The 25,759-nt window shown below is 68.7% G+C and carries 25 protein-coding genes; 18 read left to right on the forward strand and 7 right to left on the reverse strand.

Annotated elements, in window-relative coordinates; all coding sequences use genetic code 11:
* The 13 genes from ON21_RS15045 to ON21_RS15105 all read left to right on the forward strand — a co-directional run.
* Positions 1-948: aromatic ring-hydroxylating oxygenase subunit alpha (locus ON21_RS15045; RefSeq protein ID WP_039798542.1), on the forward strand; the 948-nt coding region annotated here is incomplete at its 5' end.
* A 122-nt stretch (positions 949-1,070) separates the two neighbouring features.
* Positions 1,071-2,414 carry a M20 family metallopeptidase gene (locus ON21_RS15050; protein ID WP_039798543.1) on the forward strand — a complete coding sequence of 448 codons (1,344 nt, stop codon included), beginning with the start codon at positions 1,071-1,073 and terminating at the stop codon, positions 2,412-2,414.
* Entirely contained in the window at positions 2,414-3,382 is a 969-nt protein-coding gene (locus ON21_RS15055; RefSeq protein ID WP_039798544.1) for a DODA-type extradiol aromatic ring-opening family dioxygenase, read from the forward strand. The genes ON21_RS15050 and ON21_RS15055 overlap by 1 nt, the downstream gene beginning before the upstream one ends.
* Entirely contained in the window at positions 3,379-4,251 is an 873-nt protein-coding gene (locus ON21_RS15060; protein ID WP_039798545.1) for an alpha/beta fold hydrolase, read from the forward strand. Before ON21_RS15055 ends, ON21_RS15060 begins: the two co-directional genes overlap by 4 nt.
* Before the next feature lie 82 nt (positions 4,252-4,333).
* Positions 4,334-5,287, forward strand: a complete 954-nt coding sequence (locus tag ON21_RS15065; RefSeq protein ID WP_039798546.1) for an NAD(P)-dependent oxidoreductase — start codon at positions 4,334-4,336, stop codon at positions 5,285-5,287.
* 239 nt (positions 5,288-5,526) lie between these two features.
* Entirely contained in the window at positions 5,527-6,474 is a 948-nt protein-coding gene (locus ON21_RS15070) for an ABC transporter substrate-binding protein (protein ID WP_245562611.1), read from the forward strand.
* Positions 6,471-7,277, forward strand: coding sequence for an ABC transporter ATP-binding protein (locus tag ON21_RS15075; RefSeq protein ID WP_039798548.1), 807 nt, complete (start codon positions 6,471-6,473; stop codon positions 7,275-7,277). Before ON21_RS15070 ends, ON21_RS15075 begins: the two co-directional genes overlap by 4 nt.
* The gene (locus ON21_RS15080) at positions 7,274-8,110 is read left to right on the forward strand and encodes an ABC transporter permease (RefSeq protein WP_039798549.1); all 837 of its coding nucleotides are present in this window, start codon (positions 7,274-7,276) and stop codon (positions 8,108-8,110) included. Before ON21_RS15075 ends, ON21_RS15080 begins: the two co-directional genes overlap by 4 nt.
* 11 nt (positions 8,111-8,121) lie before the next feature.
* On the forward strand, positions 8,122-8,907 hold the full coding sequence (locus ON21_RS15085; RefSeq protein WP_039798550.1) for a class II aldolase/adducin family protein: 786 nt from the start codon (positions 8,122-8,124) through the stop codon (positions 8,905-8,907).
* A gap of 121 nt (positions 8,908-9,028) precedes the next feature.
* Positions 9,029-10,072, forward strand: coding sequence for an NAD(P)/FAD-dependent oxidoreductase (locus ON21_RS15090; protein ID WP_086006425.1), 1,044 nt, complete (start codon positions 9,029-9,031; stop codon positions 10,070-10,072).
* 4 nt (positions 10,073-10,076) lie between these two features.
* The gene (fdxA, locus tag ON21_RS15095; protein WP_039798552.1) at positions 10,077-10,400 is read left to right on the forward strand and encodes a ferredoxin; all 324 of its coding nucleotides are present in this window, start codon (positions 10,077-10,079) and stop codon (positions 10,398-10,400) included.
* Positions 10,397-11,245, forward strand: a complete 849-nt coding sequence (locus ON21_RS15100; protein WP_039798553.1) for an alpha/beta fold hydrolase — start codon at positions 10,397-10,399, stop codon at positions 11,243-11,245. The genes fdxA and ON21_RS15100 overlap by 4 nt, the downstream gene beginning before the upstream one ends.
* Before the next feature lie 202 nt (positions 11,246-11,447).
* Complete coding sequence (locus ON21_RS15105) at positions 11,448-12,263, forward strand: IclR family transcriptional regulator (RefSeq protein WP_083880634.1); 816 nt, start codon at positions 11,448-11,450, stop codon at positions 12,261-12,263.
* A gap of 6 nt (positions 12,264-12,269) precedes the next feature.
* Here the strand turns inward: ON21_RS15105 and ON21_RS15110 are convergent, their stop codons facing one another.
* Genes ON21_RS15110 through ON21_RS15130 form a run of 5 tightly spaced genes read right to left on the reverse strand, consistent with a single transcriptional unit; the run spans position 12,270 to position 18,966 of the window.
* Positions 12,270-13,832, reverse strand: coding sequence for a crotonobetainyl-CoA--carnitine CoA-transferase (locus tag ON21_RS15110; protein ID WP_039798555.1), 1,563 nt, complete (start codon positions 13,830-13,832; stop codon positions 12,270-12,272).
* The gene (locus tag ON21_RS15115; RefSeq protein WP_039798557.1) at positions 13,829-14,776 is read right to left on the reverse strand and encodes a quinone oxidoreductase family protein; all 948 of its coding nucleotides are present in this window, start codon (positions 14,774-14,776) and stop codon (positions 13,829-13,831) included. The genes ON21_RS15110 and ON21_RS15115 overlap by 4 nt, the downstream gene beginning before the upstream one ends.
* 29 nt (positions 14,777-14,805) lie before the next feature.
* A complete protein-coding gene (locus ON21_RS15120; protein ID WP_039798558.1) occupies positions 14,806-17,151 on the reverse strand; it encodes a CaiB/BaiF CoA-transferase family protein in 2,346 nt (781 codons plus the stop codon).
* Positions 17,152-17,179: 28 nt separating this feature from the next.
* The gene (locus tag ON21_RS15125; RefSeq protein ID WP_039798559.1) at positions 17,180-18,151 is read right to left on the reverse strand and encodes an ABC transporter substrate-binding protein; all 972 of its coding nucleotides are present in this window, start codon (positions 18,149-18,151) and stop codon (positions 17,180-17,182) included.
* Positions 18,152-18,174: 23 nt separating this feature from the next.
* Complete coding sequence (locus ON21_RS15130) at positions 18,175-18,966, reverse strand: enoyl-CoA hydratase/isomerase family protein (protein ID WP_039798572.1); 792 nt, start codon at positions 18,964-18,966, stop codon at positions 18,175-18,177.
* Positions 18,967-19,314: 348 nt separating this feature from the next.
* Between ON21_RS15130 and ON21_RS15135 the strand changes: the two genes are divergently transcribed.
* On the forward strand, positions 19,315-20,013 hold the full coding sequence (locus ON21_RS15135) for a DUF8020 domain-containing protein (RefSeq protein WP_039798560.1): 699 nt from the start codon (positions 19,315-19,317) through the stop codon (positions 20,011-20,013).
* Between the two features lie 81 nt (positions 20,014-20,094).
* Here ON21_RS15135 and ON21_RS15140 read toward each other — a convergent pair whose 3' ends face one another.
* The gene (locus ON21_RS15140; protein ID WP_051020822.1) at positions 20,095-20,826 is read right to left on the reverse strand and encodes an IclR family transcriptional regulator; all 732 of its coding nucleotides are present in this window, start codon (positions 20,824-20,826) and stop codon (positions 20,095-20,097) included.
* Positions 20,827-21,018: 192 nt separating this feature from the next.
* On the opposite strand from ON21_RS15140, the gene ON21_RS15145 reads away from it, so the two are divergent.
* From ON21_RS15145 to ON21_RS15160, 4 genes are all read left to right on the forward strand, one after another.
* Entirely contained in the window at positions 21,019-21,837 is an 819-nt protein-coding gene (locus ON21_RS15145) for a 2-keto-4-pentenoate hydratase (protein WP_039798562.1), read from the forward strand.
* A 4-nt stretch (positions 21,838-21,841) separates the two neighbouring features.
* A complete protein-coding gene (locus tag ON21_RS15150; RefSeq protein ID WP_039798564.1) occupies positions 21,842-22,825 on the forward strand; it encodes an acetaldehyde dehydrogenase (acetylating) in 984 nt (327 codons plus the stop codon).
* The gene (dmpG, locus tag ON21_RS15155) at positions 22,822-23,847 is read left to right on the forward strand and encodes a 4-hydroxy-2-oxovalerate aldolase (protein ID WP_039798566.1); all 1,026 of its coding nucleotides are present in this window, start codon (positions 22,822-22,824) and stop codon (positions 23,845-23,847) included. Before ON21_RS15150 ends, dmpG begins: the two co-directional genes overlap by 4 nt.
* 228 nt (positions 23,848-24,075) lie before the next feature.
* Positions 24,076-25,008 carry an undecaprenyl-diphosphate phosphatase gene (locus ON21_RS15160; protein ID WP_039798568.1) on the forward strand — a complete coding sequence of 311 codons (933 nt, stop codon included), beginning with the start codon at positions 24,076-24,078 and terminating at the stop codon, positions 25,006-25,008.
* Positions 25,009-25,055: 47 nt separating this feature from the next.
* Here ON21_RS15160 and ON21_RS15165 read toward each other — a convergent pair.
* On the reverse strand, positions 25,056-25,759 hold a 704-nt coding region (locus ON21_RS15165; RefSeq protein ID WP_039798569.1), incomplete at its 5' end, for an AMP-binding protein.

Here is a 25,759-nt window from a genome sequence, read left to right on the forward strand (position 1 = left end):
CTCGTCGCGGTCATCACCGACGGGCCGGACTCCAAGATCTGCGGCAAACTCTCGGTGCAGACCTACGCGGTGGAGGAGCGGCTGGGCCTGGTCTGGGTGTACATCCCGATCGCGCGCGAGCCCGCGCCGCCGCTGGACGAGCAGTTGCCGCGCGAGCTCGTCGAGAACGCGGGCATCGTCGGCGGGCGCATCCAGCCCCGCGCGGGCAATTGGCGTTTCGCGTGTGAGAACGGCTTCGACGAGGGGCACGCGAAGTATCTGCATCGCACCGCGCTGTGGCGGCTGTTCAAGCCGATGCCGACCTGGAACATCACCCGCATCGTGCGCGAAGGCCGGTGGATCTACCGCGTCCAGGACGAGGTGTACTGGGAGGCCGATTTCCCCGGCGTGGGGAAGTGGACCAACAAGCGGTGGTGGAAGAAGAAGCCGGACGAGACCAAGGTGTCGCAGATCGGCAATGTCGGCGCGGGCCTGGAAGTGAACTCGGTCATCGCGGCGCAGAACTTCCCCGGATTCGCTTCCTTGTCCATGCCCGGCGTGCTGCGCATCGCCTACCCCGACTTCATCCACTACGAGTTCTATGTGCCGGTCGACGACGAGCGTCACCTGTATGTCGGCTTGATGGTGAATTTCGTGTCCGGCGTACGGAAACTCGGCTTCTACGCGAAGTACCTCGGTGCGATCCGCTGGCTGTTCCACGGCCAGTTCTCCGGGCAGGACGCGTGGATGGTCGAGGTCACCGACGCGCCGCCGGAGAAGTTGTACCGGCCCGACGTCTCGCTCACCGCGTGGCGCAATCTCGCCGAAGAGGAGTACGCCGAAAAACTCGCGGCGGCGATCGAATTCGTCAAGCAGCCGGTGACCAAGGCGCGGGAGCGCCGTACGCCCGCCGCTCGCAACGGCGCCGCGGCGGGCGAGGCCGCGCAGCCTGTCCCCTCCAGCGAATAGAGGAATCCCATGCTGAAGACACTGATCGCGTTCGCCGCGGGCGCAGCGGCCGTCGCCGGCGCACCCGTCGCCTGGCGGTTCGTCGCGCGGCGCAGCAACACGCAGGTACACCAGGTCCGTCGATGACGGTCGCGGAAGCGGCCGCGCTGGCGGGCTTGGACGCGCTGCGCAGGCGCTGGACCGAAGCGGCCTGCGCGCAGGTGGACCGCGACCGGCTACACGACCTGCTGACCGGGCTCGTCGACATCCCCAGCCCTACCGGCGACGAAGCCCCGCTCGCGCGGCACATCACCGCGACGATGGCGGCGGCGGGAATCGAGTCGCACACCATGTATCTCGACGACCGGCAGGCGAATTCGTGGGGCCGGGTGCGCGGCGACGGGACGGGACCGGATCTGCTGCTGTATGCCCCGATCGACACGGTGACCACGGGGGACCCGGAAGAGGACCTGCCCTGGGCGGGCGAATCGCTGCGTCCCGACATGATCGCGCGGACCACGACCGTCGAGGATTACGTCATCGGGCTCGGCGCCTCCAATCCCAAGGGGCACGCCGCCTGCGTCCTGGCCGCAGGGGAGGCGATCCGCGCCGCCGGGATCCCGCTCACCGGAGACCTTCTGCTCGGCTTCGGCGCCGGTGGGATGCCGACCAACGCGCGGCCCGGCGTGGGCAATCCGCGGCGCAACACCGGTCAGGGGGTCGGCTGTTCCTTCCTGCTCGAACAAGGAGTGTGGGCGGACTTCGCCCTGATCGCGAAGCCGGGGTGGACGGTGTCGTGGGAAGAGGTCGGGCTCGCCTGGTTCGAGGTCACGGTGCACGGCAGCCACACCTACGTGGGTTCGCGCCATCGGCTGCCGTACCGGAACCCGGTGGCGCTGGCCGGGGCGGTCGCCACCCGGCTCGAGGAATGGTTCCCGCGCTACTCGCAGGCCCACGACGACGGGCTCGTGCTGCCGCAGGGCATGGTGGCGAACATCCGGGGCGGATGGGAGCGCACCGCGTCGTTCACTCCGGCGAGCGTCCGCATGATGATCGACCTGCGGCTCAGCCCGCGCACCACGCCCACCGCGGCCAAGCGCGAATTCGCCGAGGCGGTGCGGCGCATCTCCGACGACCTGGGCGTCCGGATCGATGTGGAGCAGATCCTGGCGATTCCCGGCGCTGGGTCGGATCCGGGAATGTGGCTGTGCCGCAAGGCCGTCCAGGCATGGGAAGCGGTGGAAGGCGCTGCGCACCGGGAGTTGCGCGACGCGAGCGGCGCGACCGACGCGAACATCCTGCGCGGGCGCGGGATCCCCACCGTGCGGGTCGGCATGCCGAAGGTCGTGAACGCTCCTTTCGACATGGACTTCGCGATGGGCATGAACACGGTCGACCTCCGGGAAGCGGAAAAGCTCACCAAATTTCTCGTCCGTGTCGCAGTCGACACGGTCACACGCGGGCTCGAGGAAGTAGGGATTGCCTGATGGCGACAATCGTGCTGGGTGTCGGAGCCTCGCACAGCACCCTGATGAACACCCACTGGGAACAGACCACCCACAAGGCGGAAGCCGAGCGCTTCCGGGACGCGCTGTACGCGGCGCGCGACCGGATCGCGGCGGCGGAGCCGGACGTCGCGCTGATCATCGGATCCAACCATTTCCGCGGGTTCTGGTTGGACCTCATCCCGCCCTTCACCCTCGGCGTGGGGGAATGCCTCGCCAGTGGCGAATCCGGGACGCCGAAGGGTCCGCAGCCGGTCGATGTCGAGTTCGCCCGCCACCTGGCGAACGAGGTGATCGAGAGCGGGCGTTTCGATCCGGCGTACTCGGCGCGGCTGCAGATCGATCACGGGCAGTCACATGCGATCCAATACCTGCTCGACGGACTCGACGTGCCCATCGTGCCGCTCGTGGTCAACGTTTTCGCGCCACCGCTGCCGACCTTCCAGCGCTGCGCCGACCTCGCCACCGCGATACGCGCGGCGATCGCGAGTTTCCCGCAGGACAAGCGGGTCGTCGTCATCGCGTCCGGCGGGTTGTCCCATCGGCTGCCCTGGCCGGACTGGCGCGACCCGCACGGCGAGGACGAGGACTTCATGGTCCGGGCGTGGCTGGACGGCCGGGAGAACTGGTCGGACTACGACGTGCGCCGCCGCGAGATCATCCGGGCCGCGGAGGCCGCCATCACCCCCGAGTTCGACGAGCGCCTCCTCGACCTGTTCGTGCGCGGCAAGGCGGCGGAACTCGCCGAGTACACCACCAACTACGTCGAGCAGGAGGCCGGGAACGGCGCTCAAGAGCTGCGCACCTGGCTCATGATGGCCGCGATCCTGGACTACATCCCGGCCGAACGCCTTGCCTACGAGGCCATTCCGGAGTGGCTGACCGGAATGGGCGTCGCGATTCTCGACCCCACCCACCCCGATTCACCGTCACGAGGGACACGATCATGACAATCTGGAACGAACTGGCCGGACTCGACTTCAGTCTGGCGACCGTCGACGCGAACGGCGTCCCCACCCGCGCACTGCGGGCAGGCGCCGGGGACGAAGCGGTGGTGTTCCTGCACGGCACCAGCGGCCATCTCGAGGCGTTCGCCCGCAATATCGCGGCGCACGCGGCGCACTACGAATGCCATGCCATCGACATGCTCGGGCACGGCTACACCGGCAAGCCGGACTACCCCTACGAGATCCCGCGCTACGTGGCGCACCTGGTCGACTACCTCGATGCGGTCGGCCTGGAGCGGGCGCATCTGGTGGGCGAGTCGCTCGGTGGCTGGGTCGCGGCACACCTCGCGAGCGAGTTGCCCGAGCGGGTGCTGTCGCTGCAATTGCTCGCCGCGGGCGGCACGGTCGCGAATCCCACGATCATGGAACGCATCAAGACCTCCACCACCAAAGCGGTGCGCAGCGATGACATCGAACTGACCCGGGCGCGGTTGCGGCTGCTGATGCACGACCCGGCCGACGCCACGGAGGAACTCGTCGAGGTCCGGCACCGGATCTATCACCAGCCCGATTTCGTCGCGAACATCCACAACCTGCTGTCCCTGCAGGAGATGGAGATCCGGCAACGGAACCTGCTGCGGCCGGAGCGACTCGCGCGCATCCAAGCGCCCACCCTGGTGGTCTGGGGTCACGAGAATCCGTTCGGCGACGTGCCGGAAGCCGAGAAGATGGCCGAAGACATTCCCGGCGCCAGGCTGCAGCTCTACCCCGAATGCGGACACTGGCCGCAGCACGAGCAGGCCGCGTCGTACAACCCGCTGAGCCTGGAGTTCCTGGCCGAGGCGTCCGCGCAGGCGAAGGCGTCGGCCTGAGCCGACGGGCTACGGACGGCGCGGGCCGGTCACGCATTCGGTGCGTGCCCGGCCCGCCGTGCGTTCGAGGAGGAACAGACCGATGAACCGAATCGTGCTGCTGACGGCGGACGAGGACGACGCGCTCGGGGCGCGGATCCGGGACGCGGTCGGCGCGGCCGGTCGGCTCGTCCGCCCGACGTCCCGCACCGTCGACGAGCTGCACCGGCTGCTGCCGGACGCCGACATCGTCGTCGGCGACTGGAGTGGCGAGCTGCCCCTCGGCGCCACCGAAGCGGGGCTGGCCCGCCGCGCGCGACTGGTCCAGCAACCCGGGGTCGGGGTGAACTTCATCGATGTGGCGGCATGGGCCGCGGCGGGAGTGCCGGTGGCCAACACCCCGGGCGCCAACGCGGCGTCCGTCGCGGAATGGGCGGTGGTCGCGGCGGCGAGCCTGAGCAGGTCGACGCTGTGGGCGCACGCCGAAGTGCGGGCGGGACGCTGGCCACAAGCGGCGATCCTGGGACGCGGTTGTCGTGACCTCGGTGAACTCCGGGTCGGCATCGCCGGTTTCGGTGCGATCGGTCGGCGCTGCGCCGCTCTGTTCGCCGCGTTCGGATGCGAGGTCGCCTACACCGCGCGCGCCGCTCACCGTGCCGCGACGGCACGGTTCTTGCCGATGGACGAGCTGCTGACGGTCGCGGACGTGCTGGTCGTGGCCGTCCCGCTGACCGAACGCACCCGCGGACTGATCTCCGCGCGAGAGCTGGCGATGCTGCCGGCCGGGGCGCTCGTCGTCAATGTCGGGCGTGGGCCGGTCGTGGACGAGCCCGCGCTCGTCGCCGCCCTGCGTTCCGGGGCGGTGTCGGGGGCCGCGCTCGACGTCTTCACTGTCGAGCCGCTCGCCTCCGACAGTCCGCTGCGCACCCTGGACAGCGTGCTTCTCAGCCCGCACATCGCCGGAGGCAGCGACACGGCGCGGCGAAGGATTTACGCGATGACGGCGGAGAATGTGGCGCGCGTCTGCGCGGGTGACCGACCGCGCTGGACGTTGTGAAAATAATTCGATTGCGGCGGCGCGTTGCGCAGATGTTTCCGAAAGCGGCCTCGTATCGCCGTCGTATGTTGCGCGGAGGTAAGGCCGTCGACCGTGGTCCGTACGGCGGACCGAGATGATTCTCAGCCCTGATCAGCGTGGCTAAGTTGCTTTTCACCACCGCACGAATGCGGCCCAGATCACAGAACGAAGGTGTCGGTTACATGGCCTGGCGATCTCAACTCCGTAGAACTGCCCTCGTGGCGGCGGCAGTATTGGTCACGATGTCGGTCGGCGCGTGCAGCCGCCCGGCAACGCAGAGCACCGCCGATTCGGCAGGGGGCGGGCCGATCCGGATCGCGGTCGGCATCGACGCCTCCTATGCGCCGTTCTTCGTCGCCGACCAGAAGGGGCTGTTCAAGGCGGCCGGCCTGGAGGTGCAGCTGGTGCAATTCGGTCGCGGTGGGGAGGCGGTCGACGCGCTCTCGACCGGTCAGGTCCAGATCGCGGGGAGCTCCGACACCACTACGATCGCGCAGCTGCGCCAGAATCCGTCGCTGCGGGCGATGTACTCCTACGAGGCCTCCGGGGAATACCTCAAAGTCGTGCTACGCAACGGCATCGATTCGCCCGCCGCCGTGCAGAAGATGGGCATCGTTCCCGGGTTGAGCCAGATCTCGACCGAGAAGTATCTCCAAGCCCACGGCGTGCGGCCGGACGCGGTCAAGATGATCACGGCGACCCCGACCGACATGCCCGCGTTGCTCGGACGTGGCGACATCGACGGGTACGTGCTGTGGGAGCCGTGGCCTGCGGCGGCGCTGAGCCAGGGCACCGGGCATGTCGTCGCCCGCACCGGGGACTACAACTGGCTCTACCACCACTGGGCGATCACCACGCAGCCCTGGCTGGCCGCGCACGAGGACACCGCCCGCACGGTCGCCCAGGTTCTCGACAAGGCCACGCAGCTGGTCGAATCGGACCCCGTTGCCGCCGCCGCGGCGACGAAGTCGGCGGTGAATGTCGCCGAGGACCAGACCATCACCGCGATCGAGGAAATCGATTTCGGGGTCGAGAATCTGACCGCCGAGGACATCGCGTCGGCGCAGTCGGTCGTCGATTTCTACAAGAAGCTCGGTGCGCTCACCGAGCAGCCGGATCTGCAGTCGGCGATGCTCGTCGGCTGGTACGAGAAGAGTGCGCAATGAGTGTGACAGCGATCAAGGGTGTCCCCGTAGAGATTCGAGGGCTCGGAATCAGTTTCGGCGCCGCGGATATCGTTTCGGGAATCGATCTGCGGGTGCGGGAGGGTGAGTTCGTCTGCCTTCTCGGTCCCAGCGGTTGCGGGAAGTCGACCTTGTTGTCGTCGATGGCCGGTTTCATCGCACCTACCGCGGGCGAAATCGTCTGTGACGGAACGCAGGTGAAAGGAAGCAACGCGCACGCGGGGATGGTCTTCCAGAGTTCGGAGGCGCTCTTCGAATGGATGACCGTCAGCCAGAACGTCTCGTACGGACCGCGGATGCACGGTGCGGGCAAGGCCGAACAGGCGCGGATCGCGGCCGATCATCTCGCGATGGTCGGTCTTCCGCACGCGGGTGACAAATTCCCGTCCCAATTGTCGGGCGGTATGCGCCAGCGCGTGCAGATCGCCCGGGTACTGGCCAACCAGCCGTCCCTGGTCCTGATGGACGAGCCGTTCGGCGCCCTCGACGCGCAGACCAGGCAGGTGCTGCAGATCGAGTTGGACAAGATCTGGCGGCACACCGGCTGCACCGTCGTCTTCGTCACCCACGACATCGACGAGGCGCTCACCCTCGCCGATCGCGTGGTGGTCATGTCCGCCGGACCGAAGGCGCGCATCAAGAGCATCTACCAGGTCGACGCGCCGCGACCGCGCGACCGCACCCATCCGGACGTGATCGGGCTGTACGAGCAACTGCGCGACGACATCCGCGCCGAGGTCGTGACGTCGTTGCGGAACCAAGGTATCGAAGAGGACGAGCTGTGACCGCCATTGTGCAGAGCCGGGCAGTACCCGCGGGAAGCGCGAACATCAAACGGACGCAACGGAAATCCGTTGCGGCGGCAGGCCGGGTGACCCGCACCGCGCTGCTGTGGGTGGCGTCGGCGGTGCTCGGCCTCGCCGTCTGGTCCTTCCTCGCCTGGTGGTACGGACCGACGACGATCGCTTCTCCGGTCCAGGTGTGGACGGCGGCGGTGGACCTCGCACAGCGCGGCGTGCTCTGGACGTCCATCTCGGCGTCCGCGCAACGAATCCTGCTCGGCTGGAGCCTCGGCGTCGTGATCGGCGCTCCGATCGGCATCCTCATGGGGCGGGTCGACATCGTCCGTCAGCTGCTGGACCCCTACATCGAGTTCTTCCGCTTCATCCCGCCGATCGCTTTCGTGACGCTCGCGGTGGTGTGGTTCGGCATCGGAGAGACCTCCAAGGTCGTCCTGATCTTCTACACCTCGGTGTTCATCGTCACGGTGAGCACCATCGCGGCCACGGTCGCGATCAGCGAGAACAAACTCCAGGCCGCGACCAACCTGGGCGCGAACCGGCTGCAACTGATGAAGACCGTCGTGCTGCCCTCGGCCGTGCCCGGCATCGTCACCGGGGCCAGGCTGGCGATGGGCAACAGCTTCCTCACCATCGTCTCCGCCGAGATCGTCGCCGCCGATCGGGGAATCGGGTCGATGATCTGGCAGGCGCGCAACTACGGCCGGATCGACTGGACGTTCGTCGGCATCATCGTGCTCGGCATCATGGGTTTCGTCTTCGACCGCGTCCTGCGGCTGCTCTCGGCGAAATTCCTCTCCCGGTACGGCGTCAAATAGACAGGGGCGCAATGGAACAGACACCCACGATCGCCGAGCTGGCCGGAATTCCGGACCGGCCGGAATCGCAAGACCTCGGCGCGGAACGGCAGCGCCGCAAGATCGCGGTGATCGGCGGCTATCGGATCCTGTCCCGGTTCGGGCTCGACGAGGGCATTTCCGGGCACATCACGGCGCGCGACCCGGAGCGTCCCCACACCTTCTGGACCGCTCCCTTCGGCAGGCATTTCTCGAAGGTCCAGCCCGACGAACTGTTGCACGTGGACTCGGACGGCACGATCCTGTCCGGCCGGGGCCCGTTGAACCGGGCCGCGTTCGTCATCCACTCGAAAGTGCACGAGGCGAGACCCGACGTGATCGGCGCCGTGCACGCCCACGGGTTGCAGGGCAAGGCGTTCTCCTCGTTGCACCGGCTGTTGTCGCCGATCACGCAGGATGCCTGCGCGTTCTACGACGACCACTCGATCTACGAGGAGTATCACGGCGTCGCGCTGGACGAGGAGGAAGGCAGGCGCATCGCGCAGGCACTCGGCGCCAACAAGGCGGTGATCCTCACCAACCACGGGCACCTGACCGTGGGCACCTCCGTGGAGAGCGCGGTGTGGTGGTACGTGTCCATGGAACGGTCGATGCAGGCCGAACTCGCCGCGCGCGCGGCGGGAGACCCGATCGCCCTGCACGACAAGATCGCGGCCCAGACCTATGAGGCGGTGGGCACCGAGAAGGTCGGATGGTTCGCGTACTCGACCATCATCCAGAAGATCGCGGCGGAAGAACCGGAACTCTTCGGCGTCTGAGCGCACACGCGACGTGTCTTTTCGTCCCGGCGGGCCCGGCGAGCCACCCTTGGTGGTCGCCGGGCCCGTTTCGTGCGCGCGGCGGGCGGGACGGAGTCTGCTGACCGGACCGAGTTCATTCATGAAGAGCCGCAACCTGATTAGCGTTCACGCCGTGAACGAATCGTCCTTCCCATCGACCGGCGCCGAGCTCGACGTCGATATCCTCATCGTCGGCGCGGGCCCGGCGGGGCTGTACGGCGCCTACTACGCGGGTTTCCGCGGTCTGCGCGTCGCCGTGGTCGACGCGCTCGCCGAGCCCGGCGGGCAGGTGAGCGCGATGTATCCCGAGAAGGCCATCCTCGACATCGCGGGATTCCCCGCGGTCAAAGGCCGCGATCTCATCGAGGGTCTGCTCGCGCAGGCCGCACCGTTCGATCCGATCTACCTGATGAGCGAGCAGGCGGTGAGCCTGACCCACGACGCATCCGGCAACGCTCTCGTCACGACGAGCAAGGGCCGCACCATCACCGCGGGTGCCGTCGTCATCACCGGCGGCATCGGCACCTTCACACCCCGTCCGCTGACGAAAGGCCTCGATTTCCTGGATCGGGGGCTGAGCTATTTCGTCCCCGACCTCTCGGCGCACGAGGGAAAGGACGTGGTGATCGTCGGCGGCGGCGACAGCGCGTTCGACTGGGCCGTGCACCTCGAGCCGATCGCCAACTCCGTCACCTTGGTGCACCGGCGCGACAAGTTCCGGGCCCACAGATCGACGGTGGCCAAGGTGTACGACAGCTCGGTGCGGGTGCTGGTCAACGCCGACGTCGCGGCGGTTCGCGGCAACGGCTGGATCGCCGAAGTGGACATCGCGCACAAGCTCGACAAGTCGACCACCACGCTCGCCGCGCAATCGGTCATCGCGGCACTGGGTTTCACCGCCGACCTGGGCCCGCTGGCCGAATGGGGCCTGGACATCGATTCCCGGCACATCGTCGTGAACACCCGCATGGAGACCAACGTCGCGCGCGTCTACGCCGCGGGCGACATCACCGACTACCCCGGGAAAGTGCGACTGATCGCGGTCGGCTTCGGCGAGGCCGCCACCGCGGTGAACAACGCCGCGGCCGTCCTCGATCCGGACGCGGAGATCTTCCCCGGACATTCCACCGAACAGGAGGGCTGAACGAATGGCATTCGTGATAGGCGAGGCCTGCATCGACTACACCGATCGCTCGTGCATGGAGGAATGCCCGGTCGACTGCATCTATGAGGGCGACCGGAAGCTGTACATCAATCCGAACGAATGCATCGACTGCGGCGCGTGCGAACTGGCGTGCCCGGTGGAAGCGATCACGGTGGATCGCAAGGCCGCGCCGGAATTCAAGGAGGACAACAAGAGGTTCTTCCTCGACATCCTGCCGACCCGCACCGAACCCGTGGGCAATCCGGGGGGCGCGGCGAAGATCGACGTGATCGGCGTCGACACGCCGATGGTGGCGGCGTACCGATGAGCGCGCGACTCCGATTCGCCTACGCGGACACGTCGTTCGGTCAACTGCACTACGCCGAGCAGGGGGACGGTCCGGTGCTGCTCCTACTGCACCAGACGCCTCGCTCCTGGGACGAATTCCGCGAATTGATCCCGTTGCTCGCCGTCGATCATCGGGTGATCGCGATGGACATGGTGGGTTTCGGCGCGAGTGCGAAACTGCCCGCGCCGCAGACCATCGAATCGTTCGCCCGTGGGGCATGGGAGCTGCTGGACGCACTAGGCGTCGAACACGCCGCCGTCCTCGGGCATCACACCGGCGCGGCCGTGGCACTGGAGATGGCCGCCACCGACAGCGAGCGGGTCGCCGCGCTGCTGCTGTCGTCCTGTCCGTGGACGGACGAGCGGTATCGGGCCGATCGTGCCGCAGGAGCGGGCGTGGATCGCGCACAGCGCAGCGAGGACGGGACGCATCTGCGGACCCTCTGGGACTTGCGCCGACCGTACTATCCGGAGCCGGTCGCGGATCTGCTCGATCGGTTCATCCGGGACGCGCTCGCACCGGGCGTCGATCCGGCCGAGGGGCACCGGGCCTGTGCCCGCTACCGAATGGAGGACCGCATCGGTTCGGTGACCGCCCCGGTGCTCCTGATCGGCGCCGGCCGGGATCCGTTCTCGATGCCCAACCTGCCCATCCTGAGCGCACGGCTCACCGCCGCGCGGTCGGTGCGCCGCGCCGTGATCGACAACGGTACGGTCGCGCTCATCGAACGCGAGGCCTCGGCGGTGGCCTCGGCGGTGCGGGATTTCCTGGCATCCGCCGAGGTCACGCGGCCGAAGGTAAACACCGTGGAACGGGTCCACTGACCGGACCGTGTGACGTGCCTCTCGCGCTACCGGTCCCGTAGCGTCGCGGCATCAGGCGAGCGCACCGCTGCTCAGGACGGCAGGCAATCTCTCGCTCGCCCGACCCGCCAGGAGGCACCCCTTGACGACAGCCACACGAGGACCCGGTGGACTCGGACCGGTAGTACCCATCACGGCGGCAGCCCGGCAGGCAGGCACCGACATGTCCTCGGTGCTGGGCAAGGCCCGCCTGATTCTCGACGCTTTCGACAGCGAACGCAGCGATCTGTCGCTGACCGAACTCGCCCGCCGCAGCGGCGTGGCGAAAGCGTCGGTGCACCGGCTGGCCGGAGAGCTGGTGGAGTGGGGCCTGCTCGAACGAGCGGGGACCAAATACCGGCTGGGACTACGGTTGTTCGAACTCGGTCAGCTCGTACCCCGGCAGCGGATCCTCCGCGACGCGGCGCTGCCCTACATGGAAGATCTGCTGCTGGCCACGCAGGAGACGGTGCACTTCGCGGTGCGCGACGGTATCGATGTGCTCTACATCGAGAAGATCATCGGGCACCGCGGACTCAACCAGCAGTCGCGCGTCGCGGGCCGCCTGCCGCTGTACTGCACGGCCACCGGAAAGATGATCCTGGCGTTCTCGCCCCAGTCGGTGTTCGACGAGGTGGTCGAGCAAGGGTTCACCGCACTCACCAGCCGTACCACGATGTCGGTCGGTGTCCTGCGTACGCAACTCGAGCGGATGCGCAAGGAGCAGCTGGCCGTCGAGGTCGAGGAGACCAGGCTCGGTTATATGAGCGTCGCCGTCCCGGTGTTCAGCGGCCCGCGGATGCTGGCGGGCGCATTGTCGGTCACCGCGCCCACCGCCCGGCTCAACGTCAGCCGCATCACCGGCGCGCTGCGGACCGCCGGCGTGGGCATCACCCGGACGCTGCAAGCGATGCGGTGCACGCACTCGCCGGGCGAGACGGCAGGACGCGAGAGTTCGTGCAGCGCCGCGATGTGTTCGTTCAACGGCTGCGGGCGATGACCTCGCTCAGCGCTCCCGCGTCGGCCGGAAGCCCTGCCGCTGCGCATCCCAGGTGTCGGGCCGGACGCCGCGGGAACAGAGCGCTTGCTTCTGTACCTTGCCCGTCTCGGTGAGCGGAAGCGCCGCAACCAGGTCGACGTAGCGGGGCAGCGCGAAGTAGGCGAGGTTCGGCTCGGCGAAGCGCAACAGATCGGCGGGGTCGAGCGTGGCGCCGTCCCGCGGCACGACCGCCGCCATGACCTCGTCCTCGGCGAGCGCGGACGGCACCGGGAACACCGCGACCTGCGCGACACCCGGGTGCTGCGCGAGCACCGACTCCACCTCGGTCGCCGAGATGTTCTCGCCCCGTCTGCGGATGACGTCCTTGAGGCGATCCACGAATCGGAACCAGCCGTCGGATCCGCGGATCACCCGATCTCCGGTGCGCAGCCAGGAACCCTCCGCCGGGATGGGGTCACCGAGATATCCCGCCGCGAATCCGCCGCGACGCAGGCTGCGGACCACCAGTTCACCCGGGCTGCCATCCGGAACCGGACGGCCTTCGTCGACGACGGCGGCCTCGTAACCGTCCATCACCGTGCCGATGAAGCCGTCCCGGCGCCGGCCCGGTAGCGATCCGAGCACGAGGTTGGTCTCGGTGGTGCCGAATCCGTCGACGAGTTCGATGCCGAATCGCCGCCGGAAGGGCTCGTACAGGTGCGGGGGAGTAGCGGGCGACAGCGCCCTGGTGACGTGATGGGCGCGCTCGACCGGAGACGGTGGCCGGTTCATCAGCATGGCGACCATGGCGCCGAGGAGATAGGTCACGGTGGCGCCGGACTCCTCGACCCGCGCCCAATAGCCGCTTGCCGAGAATCGTTCGCCGAGCACGAATGTGGCGCGCCAGACCAGAGCCTGGAACAGCGAGCCGATGGCGTTGGTGTGGAACATCGGCAGGCAGTTGTACAAGACGTCGCCTGCGCCGAGACCGAGGGACCGCCCGACTCCCTCACCCCACCAGAGGAATTGAGCGTGCGGGCAGCGGACCCCTTTCGGCATGCCGGTGGTGCCCGAGGTGAACAACACCGCGGCGACATCGAGGTCGGCGACCGGCGCCGGATCGCGGGGCGGCTCGGTCGCCGCCGGATCGGCTCGCGGGGCCGAGGCGGCGCCGACGAGCCAGCGCTCGCCCGCGAATCGCGTGGCATCGACGTGCCCGGCGTAGCGTGGCTCGACGAGCACCCACCGCGCATCCGACTCGACGAGCGCGTGGCGCAGACCGTCACCGCGCAACGCCACGTTCAGCGGCACCGCCGTGGCCCCCAGCCAGCCACAACCGAGCAGCAGATCGACGAGCTCGATACGGTTGTCCAGCACCGCGGCGACCCGGTCACCGGCTCGAACTCCGTGCGCGTGCAGTGAGGTCGCCATGGCCGCCGCCCGGCATGCGAGCGCGCGATAACTCACCTCGACCGGGCCCGCGCGCAGGGCGATGCGTTCTCCGCATTCCTCGGCCCTGGTGCCGAGCAGCGCCGGAATGGTCATCGCCTCCGGAAGCCGCGGCGAAACGTTCCGCGCGTCCAGGGTCATGGCACGACGACGGCGCGTCCGGCCACCTTGCCCTCGCGCATCAGCCGCAGGGCGTCGGCGATCCGGTCGAGCGGGAATTGCTGCACCGCGAGGCGCACCTCGCCCGCGATGAGCCTGCCGATCAGTTCGGGGGCGAGTTCGGCCTGCCGGGCGCCTTTGCGAATCATGTTGACCGGCAGGATCCGCACGTCGCTCAACAGCCAGTTGGGCAGATCGATGGTCAGTTCGGTGCCCAGCGTGTATCCCACGAGCGCGGCCCGCCCGCCCGATGTGACGCGCTCGAGCAGCGGGGGAAGGGAATCACCTCCGAGCGTATCGATCAGTACCTCGGCGACCGGCTCGTCGCCCAGTTGCTTCGCCAGCTCGGCGCCGCGCCCGACCACCGGTCGGACACCGGCGGGCAGCAACTCGACTTGGTCCGGCCGGGGCACGACGCCGATCACCTCGCTCGCACCGGCGAGCCGGGCGAATTGGGCGGCCATCGAGCCGACCGCCCCCGACGCGCCGGACACCAGCACGCGTTCCCCGGCACGGACCTCGGCGACATCGTGCACGGCGACGTACCCGGTGGTACTCGGCAGGAAGAAGGTCGCGGCCACCGCCGGCGGCAGATCGGAATCGAACGGCGTGAACGCCTTGTCGGCCGCGACGAGATACTCAGCCCAGCACCCGTTCTTGGTCAGCCCGATGCCGCCGCCGCGCACGAGCACCCGGGTTCCCGGAGCGAACGTGTCCGATTCGACGACCGTCGCGGCGCCGTCGGTGCCGCCGATGTGCGGCAGCGGCGGCTTGACGTTGAACTTGCCGCTCGCGACGGTCAGATCGAGGTGACCGAGCGCCGCCGCGTCGATGCGGACCAGCGTCTGGCCCGCGCTCCGTGCGGGGATGTCGATGTCTTCGAGGACGGGTGCCTCACCGAAACTGTGTAGCCGGGCGGCGCGCATGGGTCTCCTTCGGGTGCGGGGTGAGCGGTTCAGGCGAGGATCGATGTCGCACGCAGCTGTGCGATCCGGTCCGGCGGGTACCGCAGGATGTCGCGGAGCACCGATTCCGTGTCGGCGCCCAGAAGCGGTGCGGCGCTGCGGACTTCACCGCCCGCGCGATCCAACCGGATGGGTACGCCCTCGTGCAGGAAGGCGCCCGCGCGGGGGTGTGTACGCCGCACGTAGAAGCCGCGCGCACGCAGATGCGCGTCCGTCTCGACGAGATCTCTGCCGTCCTGCACCGTGCCCGCGGGTACGCCCGCGCCTTGCAGCGCCTCGGTGACCGCCTCGGCGGGCAGTGGCCTGGTCCACGCCGTGATCGCCGCCGCGATCTCCTGGTCGCGCGCCCTTCGCTGTTCAGCGGTGCGAAGATCCGCGGCATCCGCCCATTCCGGGCGTTCGATCAGCGCGCACAGGGCACCCCAGTCGGTCTCGTCGCGCACCGCGATCGCCACCCAGCGATCGGCGCCGAGGCAGCGGAACACACCGTGCGGCGAGAACTCGGCGTCGGCATTGCCCCGCGGTTGCGGCAACCGGCCGGTCCCGGTCGACTGGATCACGCTGGTGCCCATGTGCGCGGCCATCGCCTCGAGTTGGGAGAGGTCCACATGCTGGCCACGACCGGTGCGGTCACGGTGTTCGAGGGCGGCCAGGGTGGCGGTCGCCGCCTGCAGTCCCGCCACGATGTCGCCGTGGCCGTAGATCACCCCGACGACGTCGTCGGCATGCCAACCGGTCAATGCCGTCAGACCGGTGCTGGCGGACACGATGTCCGCGTACGACACCCAGCCGCTGCGCGGCCCCGTGTGGCCCATGCCGGACATCGAGACGTACACGATGTCGGGCCGCAGTTCGCGCAGCCGCTGGTAGCCCAGCCCCATCTTCTTCAGCACCGACGAGCTGAAGTTCTCGATCACGACATCGCTCTCGGCGATCAGGTCGGCGAGCACTTCCAGGCCCTCGGGTGTGCGGGTGTCGAGAGTGATGCTGCGCTTGTTGCGGTTGACGTCGTTGAAATAGCCGCTGGTGTCGGGATCGTCGTGCGGGCCGCGGGACAGGTGCATGGCGGGGGAGAAGCGGGTCGGGTCCGGGCGTCCCAGCGACTCGACCTTGATGACTTCGGCACCGTGATCGGCGAGGATCCTGGTGCAATAGGGACCGGCGAGAACCCAGGTCAGGTCGAGCACCCGGATCCCCTCGAGACTGCGCCTCCCTGGTCGCGGATCCGGCGCGGAGACAGCTGGGGGCGTGCGGGTCTCGGCGGTCAGCGACCGGTCGGCGCCGAGACCGGGGACGACGAGTTCGCGGATCCGCCGCCCCTCGGGGAACGCGAAGCCGAATCCCAGGTCACGGGTCACCTCGTCTCCGGCGACCACGTCGAGGAAGAAATCGCGGTCGTTCAGCTGCGGATTGACCAGCAGTTCGGCGGGACCGTCCACCGCCGCCCACGGCAGCTTGCGTTCCTGCGCGCGCACGGCGAACTCTTCCTTCGGCCATTTCGCCAGGAAGCGCTGGAGCACCGCGAAAAGGTGATCCTGGTGGGTCTTGCGTTCGACGGGATCGCGGTAGCGCGGGTGATCCAAGTCCTCCTGCGCCCCTTCCTCGATCAGCCACCGCAGCGTCTCGTCCCACATCCGGGGACTGCCGCCGAGCCCGCCGCCGAGGAATCCGTCGGCGGCGGTGAACAATCCGTGTGGCACCAGGGGATGCACTCGGCCCGGCCGGCCGGGAACGCGGTCTTCGTGCAGGTATGCCAGGGTTCCCGCCTCGAGGCCGGCCGCGACGCACTCCTGCGCCGAGATGTCGACGAACGGCGCGGGGCCGAAGCGCCTGGCCCGCAGGCCGAGCAGAGCGCCGATCGCGGCGTTGACCCCGGCGAGCTGCTCGGCTTGCCCTTCGGGCAGGCACAGCGGCGGACCGTCGGGCGTACCGACCTGGGCCAGCATGCCGCCCATCGCGGCGACCGTGAGATTCGTGGCGGCCCACGTGCTGTGCGGCCCGGTCGTACCGAATGGTGTGACGCGCACGTGCACAAGGGAATCGTGCGCAGCAACGAACGATTCCGAACGGACGTCGGTGCCGTCCAGAAGAATGTCCGCTCCCGCGAGCAGATTCCCGAGAGCGTCCCGATCGGCGTCGGTGCCCAGGTCGAGCACGACCGAACGCTTGCCCGCATGCCAGTGGGCGAAGGCGTAACCGTCGAGTTCGCGGCGGGTCCGATCGCCTTGCGGCGGCTCGACCAGGATGACCTCGTATCCCAGACCGACGAGTATCCGCCCGGCGAATCGCGTGAACGGGCTCGACAGTTCCACGACACGAATAGTGGATTCGGCCACGGGTGCTCCATTCCGTACGGTGTGCGCGTTACTGTGCTTTCTCGCCGAACCAGCCGCTGAGCAGCACTTTTTCCGGTTCAATCGGGCCTGCGAGTTTGCCATGGGCGCGGAAGAAGTCCACCAGCTGCCGGGCCTGCTCGAAATCGCCGGAGGTGAAATCCCGTCCCTTGAAATCGATCTGGGTCACCTGATTGCGCGCTTCGGCCGGATCCATCCGGATGGCGCTCGCCACCGCCTTCGCCGCCCGGTCGGGATCCGTCGCGACGATGTCGGCGGCCTGCGCGATCACGCGGAAGACCCGCCCGGCGAGTTCCTCGTGGGTGGACAGCCAGCTCTGCGACGCGAGAAGCCATTGTGAGTATTTCGCGCCGAAGTCACCCGTCGTGCCCGCGACGCGACCGCCCGAGGCCACCGCACGGGCGACCCAGGGGTCGAACGAGATGAAGCCGTCGATATCGCCACGCGCCAGCAACGCGGGCTGTTCGGGGGGACTGGTCGTCACGAGGCCGATCGAGGCCGGATCCAGCCCCAGACTTCGCAGGTATCGGTCGGTGAAGTACAACCCGATCCCGGGGAAGACACCCATCGTCTTGATCGAGTTCGGCGTGACGCCCTCCCGCAGTACCACTCGGAAGTACCGATCGGAGTCCTCGTACACCCCGAGCGCGCGCAGTCCGGGGTTACCGGACATGACGGTGAGCGCGGTCGAGTCGGCGTTGCCGGACAGTTCCGAGGTGCCTGCCACGACGTTCTGCGCGCCCGCCGCACCGCCCTCGGTCTGGATGACCTGCACGTGGAGGCCGGCCGCGTCGAACAGTCCCTCGCTGTCGGCCAGGAAGATCGGCGCGTAGGAGGCGTCGACGCCCACCGAGATGCGAACCAGGTCGCCCCCGTCGCCCGCGGCCTGTGTGGCGGGCCGGGTGCATGCCGTGGTGGCGACCGCGAATGCCGCGACCGCCACCACCGTGGCTATCCCGCGACGCCGGAGATTTCTGAACATGTGAGTCCCTTCGGGTTCGGGTGTCAGCGGCCGGTGAAGACGGGCGCGCGTTTGTCGAGGAACGCCTGCAGGCCTTCGGCGGCGTCGGCGATTCGGATCAGCTCCAGCACGGCGGCGAATTCGAGGTCCAGCGCCTGATCGAGCGGCAGCGCCGAGCCCTCGCGCACGATCCGCTTGAGCAGACCGATCGTCCGGGTGGGCTTGTCCGCCAGAGCGCGTGCGGTCGCGCGGATGCACCCGTCGAATTCGGCGTCGGGGACCACCCGGTCCACCAGTCCGAGGCGCAACGCGTCCGAGGCGGCGAGCCGAGTGCCCTCGATCATCAGCAGTTTCGCCTGGTGCGCGCCGAGGAGCCGGGGCAGGCGCTGGCTGCCGCCCGCGCCGGGGAACAGGCCGAGGGAGATCTCGGGAAAACCGATGGTCGCGGACTCCGCCATCACTCGCATGTCACAGGCCAGCGCCAGTTCGGCGCCGCCGCCGAGGGCATGCCCGTTGAGGGCCGCGAGGACGGGCTTCGCAGCGGTCTCGAGCAATCGCTGGACGTCGACCCACGGACGCATCGCGCGTTGGGTGGCCTCGGTGAGCTCGCGCATGACCGCGATGTCGGCGCCCGCGACGAAGAACCTGCCGGTACCCCGCAGCACGATGCACCGCACGTGGGGGTCGTCCACGAGTGGCGGCAGCACCGCGAGGAAGTCCGCGATCAAGGCGGGATCGAAGGCATTGGCCGGCGGACGGTCGATCGTGATCGTCGCGATGCCCTCCGACACGGCTGGTCGGAGGAATCCGGTGGTTTGTCCGGTTTGCTCGGGCATCAGATGCGTACCTCGATGTGCGGGAGTGGGAGTCGAGCGGGGGCGTCGAGGAGTCAGTATCGGGCAGCCGCGCGGTTCGGAAAACGAATGAGGTTCGCTGAGCAAACCAGCGGCGAAGGTGCGGCGAATATTTGTCCCCGTGCGGTCAGCTCAGTGGAACAAACGGCTTGACCTCGAACGATGCGCTCGGGCACCGTTCGACTACTTCCCCGACGGAAGTGATGTGGGTCGCACTGAGGGCGTACAGCACATCATCGACAACCAGACCTGCCCGGCGCTGTCCGCGCCCGGCATCCGGCGCACTCGGCGCGCCGACACCCAGGAGAGAGCCGAGAGGAAAGAAACAAGATGAGGAAAATCGTCACGGTGGCCGCGGGGCTCGCCGCCGCGGTCGGGATCGCTTCCGGCTCGGCCGGCGCCCAGCCCGGAGTGGATGACGCGGTCGGCTTCACGGCCCACGCCACCGATACCCAGTCCATCATCACGACCGATGCCGGATCGATGGTCGTCGAGGACGGGGTGTTCAAGGTCAAGGCCGCCAACGGCACCGTGCTCACCGGCATGCCGCTGACCTTCCGGGTGGACGACTTCGAGTTCCCGATCGCTGCCGACATCGCCGACCGCACCGCCACCCTGACCCCGCAATTCGACATGGCGCACGCGACCTACAAGCCGGTGGCCCTGCCGTTCGAGGACAAGGCGCCCTGGAAGACCGACTACGACCGTGAGCAGGCCGCCTGGTCCCGCATGACCAGCACCATCACCATGGGCGCCACGCTCGGCACCCTGATCGGCGGCCTGGGCGGCGGCGCCGTCGGCTGCATCCTGGGCGGCATCGCGGGTGCGACGGTCGCGGCGGCCGCGATCGTCGGCTTGTTCGGTGCGTTCATCCCGGCGGCGGCCATCGGCTGCCTCGGCGGCATCGTCGCCGTCGGCGCGCTCGGCACCCTCGCCGGTCAGATCCTGGTCACCGCTCCGGTGGCACTTGGCGCCGCCATTCAGTACTTCGCCACTATCAACCAGCCGCCGGTCGCACCGGCCAAGTAGGTAGCGGGGAGGATCCCAACGACGTTCGTTGGGGGACGACAGACCCCGTCCGGCATTCGCGCCGGGCGGGGTTTTCCTCTCTCAGGCGGGAGGCGCGGACAACAACCGGGCCCGCCGGGTCAGGGTGGCTCCGATGCCATCGGCGGCCGCGCGGACCGATGCCGCGTGGGTCTCGGGATGGAACCGATGGGACGGGCCCGCCACGCTGATCGCCGCGACCACCTCGTCCGACTCGCGAACCGGGGCGGCCACGCAGACGATGCCGGGCGCGGATTCCTCGAATTCGAAGGCCACGCCTTCGGCCGCGATTCGATCGAGCTGGGTGCGCAGCGTGCCCGGTAGGGCCATCGTCCGCGGGGTGTAGCGGCGCAGCGGCCCGGCCAGCACCTGGTCCCGAAGCGCCGCGTCGGCGTTGGCGAGGAGCACTTTGCCGATGGCCGTGCAGTGCACCGGCATACGGCCCCCGATCCGCGACGGGGCGCTTGCCTGCCTGCGTCCGCCGATCTTCGTCAGGTAGACGACATCTGTGCCGTCGAGCACGCCCAGATGCACGGTCTCGTGCATACGCGCGTTCAATTCCTCCAGGAACGGAATGGCCACCTCGAGCAGACTCCGCTCGACCGATGCGCGCATCCCGAGTTCGAACAGATATCCACCGAGCCGATACCCGGCGTCGGTCCGGTCCAGCAGCCGGACCGCCACCATGTCGGCGAGGACCCGGTGCAAGGTGCCCTTCGGAACGCCGGTCCGCCGCGCCAGCTCGGCCAGGCTCAAGGCGGTGTCGTCGATCGAGAACGCCTCGAGCACGGACATGATCTTGCCCAGCACGGTCGAACCGTCTATCGCACGACCAGCGAACGCGGATGACACCGTCCACCTCCTTCGGGGCCCGCCCACTCTACCGCGACGGCGTTCGGCTCAGTGGAACGCAATGCTGGCGGCGGCGTCCCACCTGCGGCGACAGTGAGACCACTGTTTCCTCCTCACGAGATCCGGGACTTTCCGATGCCAACACCTCCAGACCTTGACCAACGCGCCGCGGACACCGCGACGATCGCCGCCGCCGACCTGCTCAGCGCGGCTGCCCGCTCCGGCACCCCGTGCGCTCCGGTACGCGATCTGATCGGCTCCGACGACGTGGCCGCCGCGTACGCGGTGCAGGAGGTGCTGACCGCCGAGCGCATCGCGGCGGGCGCGCGGGTGGTCGGCCGCAAGATCGGTCTGACCTCTGCGGCGGTGCAGCGGCAGCTCGGTGTCGATCAACCGGACTTCGGAGTGCTGTTCGACGACATGCACTACCGGCAGGACACGCCCGTGCCGCTGAGCCGGTTGCTGCAGCCGAAGGTCGAAGCCGAGATCGCGTTCGTACTGGGTGAGGACCTGGCGGACGGACGGCTCGACGACGAGCAGGTCCGCGGTGCGGTCGATTACGCCCTGGCCGCGCTCGAGATCGTCGACAGCCGCATCGCCGGGTGGGACATCACCTTCGGCGACACCGTCGCCGACAACGCTTCCAGCGGTTTGTACGTCCTCGGCACCGAACGCCGCTCCCTCGATTCCTTCGAGCCCGTTTCAGCGCGAATGCGGATGGCGATCGACGGTGTCGAGGTGTCGACGGGATCCGGCGCGGCTTGCCTCGGTGATCCGCTGCACGCACTGGCCTGGCTGGCGCGGACCACACGCGAGTTCGGCCGGCCACTGCGCGCCGGGCAGACAGTGCTCTCCGGAGCGCTCGGGCCGATGGTACCGATCCAGGCCCCTGGAACCGTCACCGCGGACATCACCGGTCTGGGATCGGTGACCGCGACCTTCATTCGGGAGTGAAACCATGAACCACAGCCCCGCCAAGCTCAAAGTCGCGGTGATCGGGTCGGGCAACATCGGCACCGATCTGATGATCAAGGTGATCCGGCACTCGACCGTCCTGGAGATGGGCGCGATGGTCGGCATCGACCCGGAATCCGACGGCCTCGCCCGCGCCCGCAGACTCGGCGTCCCCACCACGTCCGACGGCGTCCAGGGCATGCTGGAACTGCCGAACTTCGACGAGATCGATGTCGTCTTCGACGCGACTTCGGCCAAAGCCCACGCCGCCCACGCCGCGGTGCTCGAACCGCTCGGCAAACGGATGATCGATCTGACACCTGCCGCGCTCGGCCCGTTCGTCGTCCCGGCGGTGAATCTGGACGAGCACCGCCACGCGCCCAACGTCAACATGGTCACCTGTGGCGGGCAGGCCACCATCCCGATCGTCGCGGCCGTCTCCCGTGTCACGCCGGTCGCCTACGCCGAGATCGTCGCGTCCATCGCCTCGAAGTCCGCGGGGCCCGGCACGCGGGCGAATATCGACGAGTTCACCGAGACCACCGCGCACGCGATCGAAACGGTCGGCGGCGCGCGGCGCGGCAAAGCCATCATCATCCTCAATCCGGCGGATCCGCCGCTGATCATGCGCGATACGGTGCTGTGCCTGGTCACCGCGCCGGATTCCGGTACCCACCAGGCGATTCGCGAATCGGTGGAGCAGATGATCGCGCACGTGGCCACCTACGTGCCCGGCTATCGCCTCAAGCAGCAGGTCCAGATCACCGCCGTCCCCGAAGACCAGCCGGTGCACACCCTGCTCGGCCCCGGCGCGGCGGCCGCGCCCACCCATCAGGTGACGGTGTTCCTCGAGGTCGAAGGCGCCGCCCACTACCTCCCGGCCTACGCGGGAAATCTGGACATCATGACCTCCGCGGCCCTGCGCTACGCCGAATCCATCGCCGACACGATCGCCGCGGCATCGGCGGGACAGGAAGCGCTCCGATGACCACCCGACTGTTCATCCAGGACGTCACCCTCCGCGACGGCATGCACGCGGTGCGCCACCGCATCACGCCCGCCGACGTCGGCCGGATCGTGGCGGCGCTCGACGCGGCCGGTGTCGACGGCATCGAGGTCGCGCACGGCGACGGTCTCGCCGGAGGCAGCTTGAACTACGGCCCGGGGAGCAACACCGACTGGGAATGGATCGAAGCCGCCGCCGACAATCTCGCGCACGCCCGGCTGACCACGCTGCTGCTGCCCGGCATCGGCACCATCGAAGAGCTGAAGCACGCCTACCGGCTGGGCGTGCGATCGGTGCGCGTGGCGACCCACTGCACCGAAGCCGACGTGTCCGCCCAGCACATCGCCACCGCACGGGAACTCGGGATGGACGTCTCCGGATTCCTGATGATGTCGCACATGGCCGAACCGGCTCGCCTGGCCGAACAAGCGAAATTGATGGAATCGTATGGGGCGCATTGTGTCTACGTCACCGATTCCGGTGGCCGGTTGACCATGAACGGCGTCCGTGACCGGGTCCGCGCCTATCGCGCGGTGCTCGACCCCGGTACCGAGATCGGGATCCACGCGCACGAGAACCTCTCGCTGTCGGTGGCGAATTCCGTTGTTGCGGTCGAAGAAGGCGTCACCCGGGTGGACGCCTCGCTCGCCGGCCACGGCGCCGGGGCGGGCAACTGCCCGATCGAACCTTTCGTCGCCGTCGCCGACCTGCACGGCTGGAAGCACAACTGCGATCTGTTCGCGCTACAGGACGCCGCCGACGACCTGGTGCGGCCACTGCAGGACCGCCCGGTGCGCGTGGACCGCGAAACGCTCACGCTCGGCTACGCCGGGGTCTACTCGTCCTTCCTACGGCACGCCGAAACCGCCTCCCGGCGCTACGGCATCGACGTGCGCACGATCCTGCTCGAGGTGGGACGTCGCGGGCTGGTCGGCGGGCAGGAGGACCTGATCGTCGACATCGCTCTCGACTTGGTCGCCGAATCGTCCGGCGCCAGCGCCTGAACGGCATCGGCCGCGCCGACGGACGGTTGACCCGGTCCGATCGACCGTCCGTCGGCGCCGGACTGCTGTTCTCTGGCTCTGCCCGCGACTTCGGCTGCCGGACACCGAGTTTCCGGTACCGCTGCGACAGGACAGACGCCATGACAGCACAGTCGTCGTCACCGAGCGTCTCCTGGCCGAGCAGAGGCACTCACACGGTTGCGTTGTGCGCGTGCGAGACTCGGGGCGATGCTCACTTACTTTCAAGCGACAGTGATCGGGGCGGTGCAAGGTGTCACCGAACTGTTCCCGATTTCCAGCCTGGGGCATTCCGTGTTGGTCGCGGCATGGCTCGGAGGCGACTGGGAGAAGCTGACCGGCGAGGGCGAGTCCGGCACACCATATCTGGCGTTCGTGGTGGCGCTGCACGTGGCGACGGCGGTGGCGCTGCTGGGCTACTACTGGCGCGACTGGTGCGTCATCGTGGCGGGATTCTTCACCACACTGCGCACCGGGCGCCTCGACACGATTCCGCAGCGGCTGGCGTGGTTGATCGTCATCGCCACCATTCCGGTCGGCGTGCTCGGCTTTCTGCTGGAACATCCGTTGCACGCGCTGTTCGGGACGCCGTTCTACGCCGGTATCTTCCTCGCGCTCAACGGCGTCGTGCTGATCGTCGGAGAGGGATTGCGCCGCCGCAACGAGCCGTCGCTGGCCGAATACGGGCGGCGGTTCGCTCGGCGGGAAGCCCGCAGTGGCACCCTCACCGCCGAGGCGGAAACTCGCCGGCAATCCGACCGTCCGCTGGCCGCCCTCGGGACGGCCGACGCACTCGGCATCGGCTTCGCCCAGGCCGGTGCGCTGCTGACCGGCTTCAGCAGGGCGGGCCTGACCATGGTCGGCGGCTTGTGGCGCGGTCTGGCGCACGAGCACGCGGCCAAATTCGCCTTCCTGCTGGCCACTCCGGCGATCCTCGGCGCGGGGCTGTTGGAGACACCGGAACTGCTCGGCCCGCAGACCGACGGCATCCGGGGACAGGTGCTGATCGGCGCCGTCGTGTCCGGGGTGTCGTCGTGGCTGGCGGTGCGGTTCCTGGAGCGGTACTTCCAGACCCGCACGCTATTGCCGTTCGCGCTGTACTGCATCCTCGCGGGCACGCTCTCGGTCGTGCGTTTCAGCTGAAGCCTCCCCGCCGGAACCCTCCGGTCCGGCTCCGGCACGGGGGACGATCATGAACCGGCCACACATTCGTCGGTCAGCATCTCCTCGTCGGCGTCCAGGACGACGGCCGCGCCGACGGTCCCGGCGGCGACCAGTTCGATCAGTACGGCGGGGGAGCTCGGTTCGCCGCGGTAGGGGATCTCGGATTCGTAGGTGAGTTCGTCCCGGTCGCGCAATTGCGCTGCGGCGGTGGCGAGGTCGTCGTAGCTGAGCGCCTGTGCGCCGATGAATGCGGGGTCGCTGCCGCGTAGGGCGCGGGTGCGGTGTGCGTAGGTGACCGGGCGTGGTGATTCGGCGGCGATTTCGGCGGTGACGGCGGGGTCGTCGAGGGCGAGCCAGTCGAGGGTGGCGGTGTGGGGGTCGCCGAGGGTGAGGCCGATCTTGGTCTCGAGGTGTTGGGGCGGTGCGGTGCCGGCGGGGACGACGGCGGCGCCGGTTTTGAGGACGGCCCAGGTGGCGACGACGGCTTCGACGCCGCGGTCCAGGCGCAGTGCCACGCCCGCGCCCGGGCCGCAACCGCGGGCGATGAGCACCCGCGCCAAACGCGACGAACGGGTCTCCAGGTCGTGGTAGGACAGTTCGTCGTCGCCGAACAGGAGGGCGGGGGCGTCGGGGTCGTCCTCGACCGCGGCGACGAGTGCTTGGGCGAGTGTGGTGCCCGCGGTCGCCGCCGCGCTCGACGGCGGGGTGGCAACCGTTGCGGCCGTGCCCA

Origin of the sequence: Nocardia araoensis NBRC 100135, from assembly GCF_000308435.1 — a bacterium.
Taxonomy (GTDB): domain Bacteria; phylum Actinomycetota; class Actinomycetes; order Mycobacteriales; family Mycobacteriaceae; genus Nocardia; species Nocardia araoensis.

Bases quoted from the DNA above. Each gene is read 5' to 3' on its own strand.
- ON21_RS15130 (WP_039798572.1), bottom strand. From the start codon at position 18,966: ATGCCCGAGCAAACCGGACAAACCACCGGATTCCTCCGACCAGCCGTG.
- ON21_RS15105 (WP_083880634.1), top strand. From the start codon at position 11,448: ATGTCCTCGGTGCTGGGCAAGGCCCGCCTGATTCTCGACGCTTTCGAC.
- ON21_RS15060 (WP_039798545.1), top strand. From the start codon at position 3,379: ATGACAATCTGGAACGAACTGGCCGGACTCGACTTCAGTCTGGCGACC.
- ON21_RS15085 (WP_039798550.1), top strand. From the start codon at position 8,122: ATGGAACAGACACCCACGATCGCCGAGCTGGCCGGAATTCCGGACCGG.
- ON21_RS15065 (WP_039798546.1), top strand. From the start codon at position 4,334: ATGAACCGAATCGTGCTGCTGACGGCGGACGAGGACGACGCGCTCGGG.
- ON21_RS15140 (WP_051020822.1), bottom strand. From the start codon at position 20,826: ATGTCCGTGCTCGAGGCGTTCTCGATCGACGACACCGCCTTGAGCCTG.
- ON21_RS15160 (WP_039798568.1), top strand. From the start codon at position 24,076: ATGCTCACTTACTTTCAAGCGACAGTGATCGGGGCGGTGCAAGGTGTC.
- ON21_RS15075 (WP_039798548.1), top strand. From the start codon at position 6,471: ATGAGTGTGACAGCGATCAAGGGTGTCCCCGTAGAGATTCGAGGGCTC.
- ON21_RS15110 (WP_039798555.1), bottom strand. From the start codon at position 13,832: ATGACCCTGGACGCGCGGAACGTTTCGCCGCGGCTTCCGGAGGCGATG.
- ON21_RS15150 (WP_039798564.1), top strand. From the start codon at position 21,842: ATGAACCACAGCCCCGCCAAGCTCAAAGTCGCGGTGATCGGGTCGGGC.
- ON21_RS15125 (WP_039798559.1), bottom strand. From the start codon at position 18,151: ATGTTCAGAAATCTCCGGCGTCGCGGGATAGCCACGGTGGTGGCGGTC.
- ON21_RS15055 (WP_039798544.1), top strand. From the start codon at position 2,414: ATGGCGACAATCGTGCTGGGTGTCGGAGCCTCGCACAGCACCCTGATG.
- dmpG (WP_039798566.1), top strand. From the start codon at position 22,822: ATGACCACCCGACTGTTCATCCAGGACGTCACCCTCCGCGACGGCATG.
- ON21_RS15115 (WP_039798557.1), bottom strand. From the start codon at position 14,776: ATGCGCGCCGCCCGGCTACACAGTTTCGGTGAGGCACCCGTCCTCGAA.
- ON21_RS15100 (WP_039798553.1), top strand. From the start codon at position 10,397: ATGAGCGCGCGACTCCGATTCGCCTACGCGGACACGTCGTTCGGTCAA.
- ON21_RS15090 (WP_086006425.1), top strand. From the start codon at position 9,029: ATGAAGAGCCGCAACCTGATTAGCGTTCACGCCGTGAACGAATCGTCC.
- ON21_RS15145 (WP_039798562.1), top strand. From the start codon at position 21,019: ATGCCAACACCTCCAGACCTTGACCAACGCGCCGCGGACACCGCGACG.
- ON21_RS15135 (WP_039798560.1), top strand. From the start codon at position 19,315: ATGAGGAAAATCGTCACGGTGGCCGCGGGGCTCGCCGCCGCGGTCGGG.
- fdxA (WP_039798552.1), top strand. From the start codon at position 10,077: ATGGCATTCGTGATAGGCGAGGCCTGCATCGACTACACCGATCGCTCG.
- ON21_RS15050 (WP_039798543.1), top strand. From the start codon at position 1,071: ATGACGGTCGCGGAAGCGGCCGCGCTGGCGGGCTTGGACGCGCTGCGC.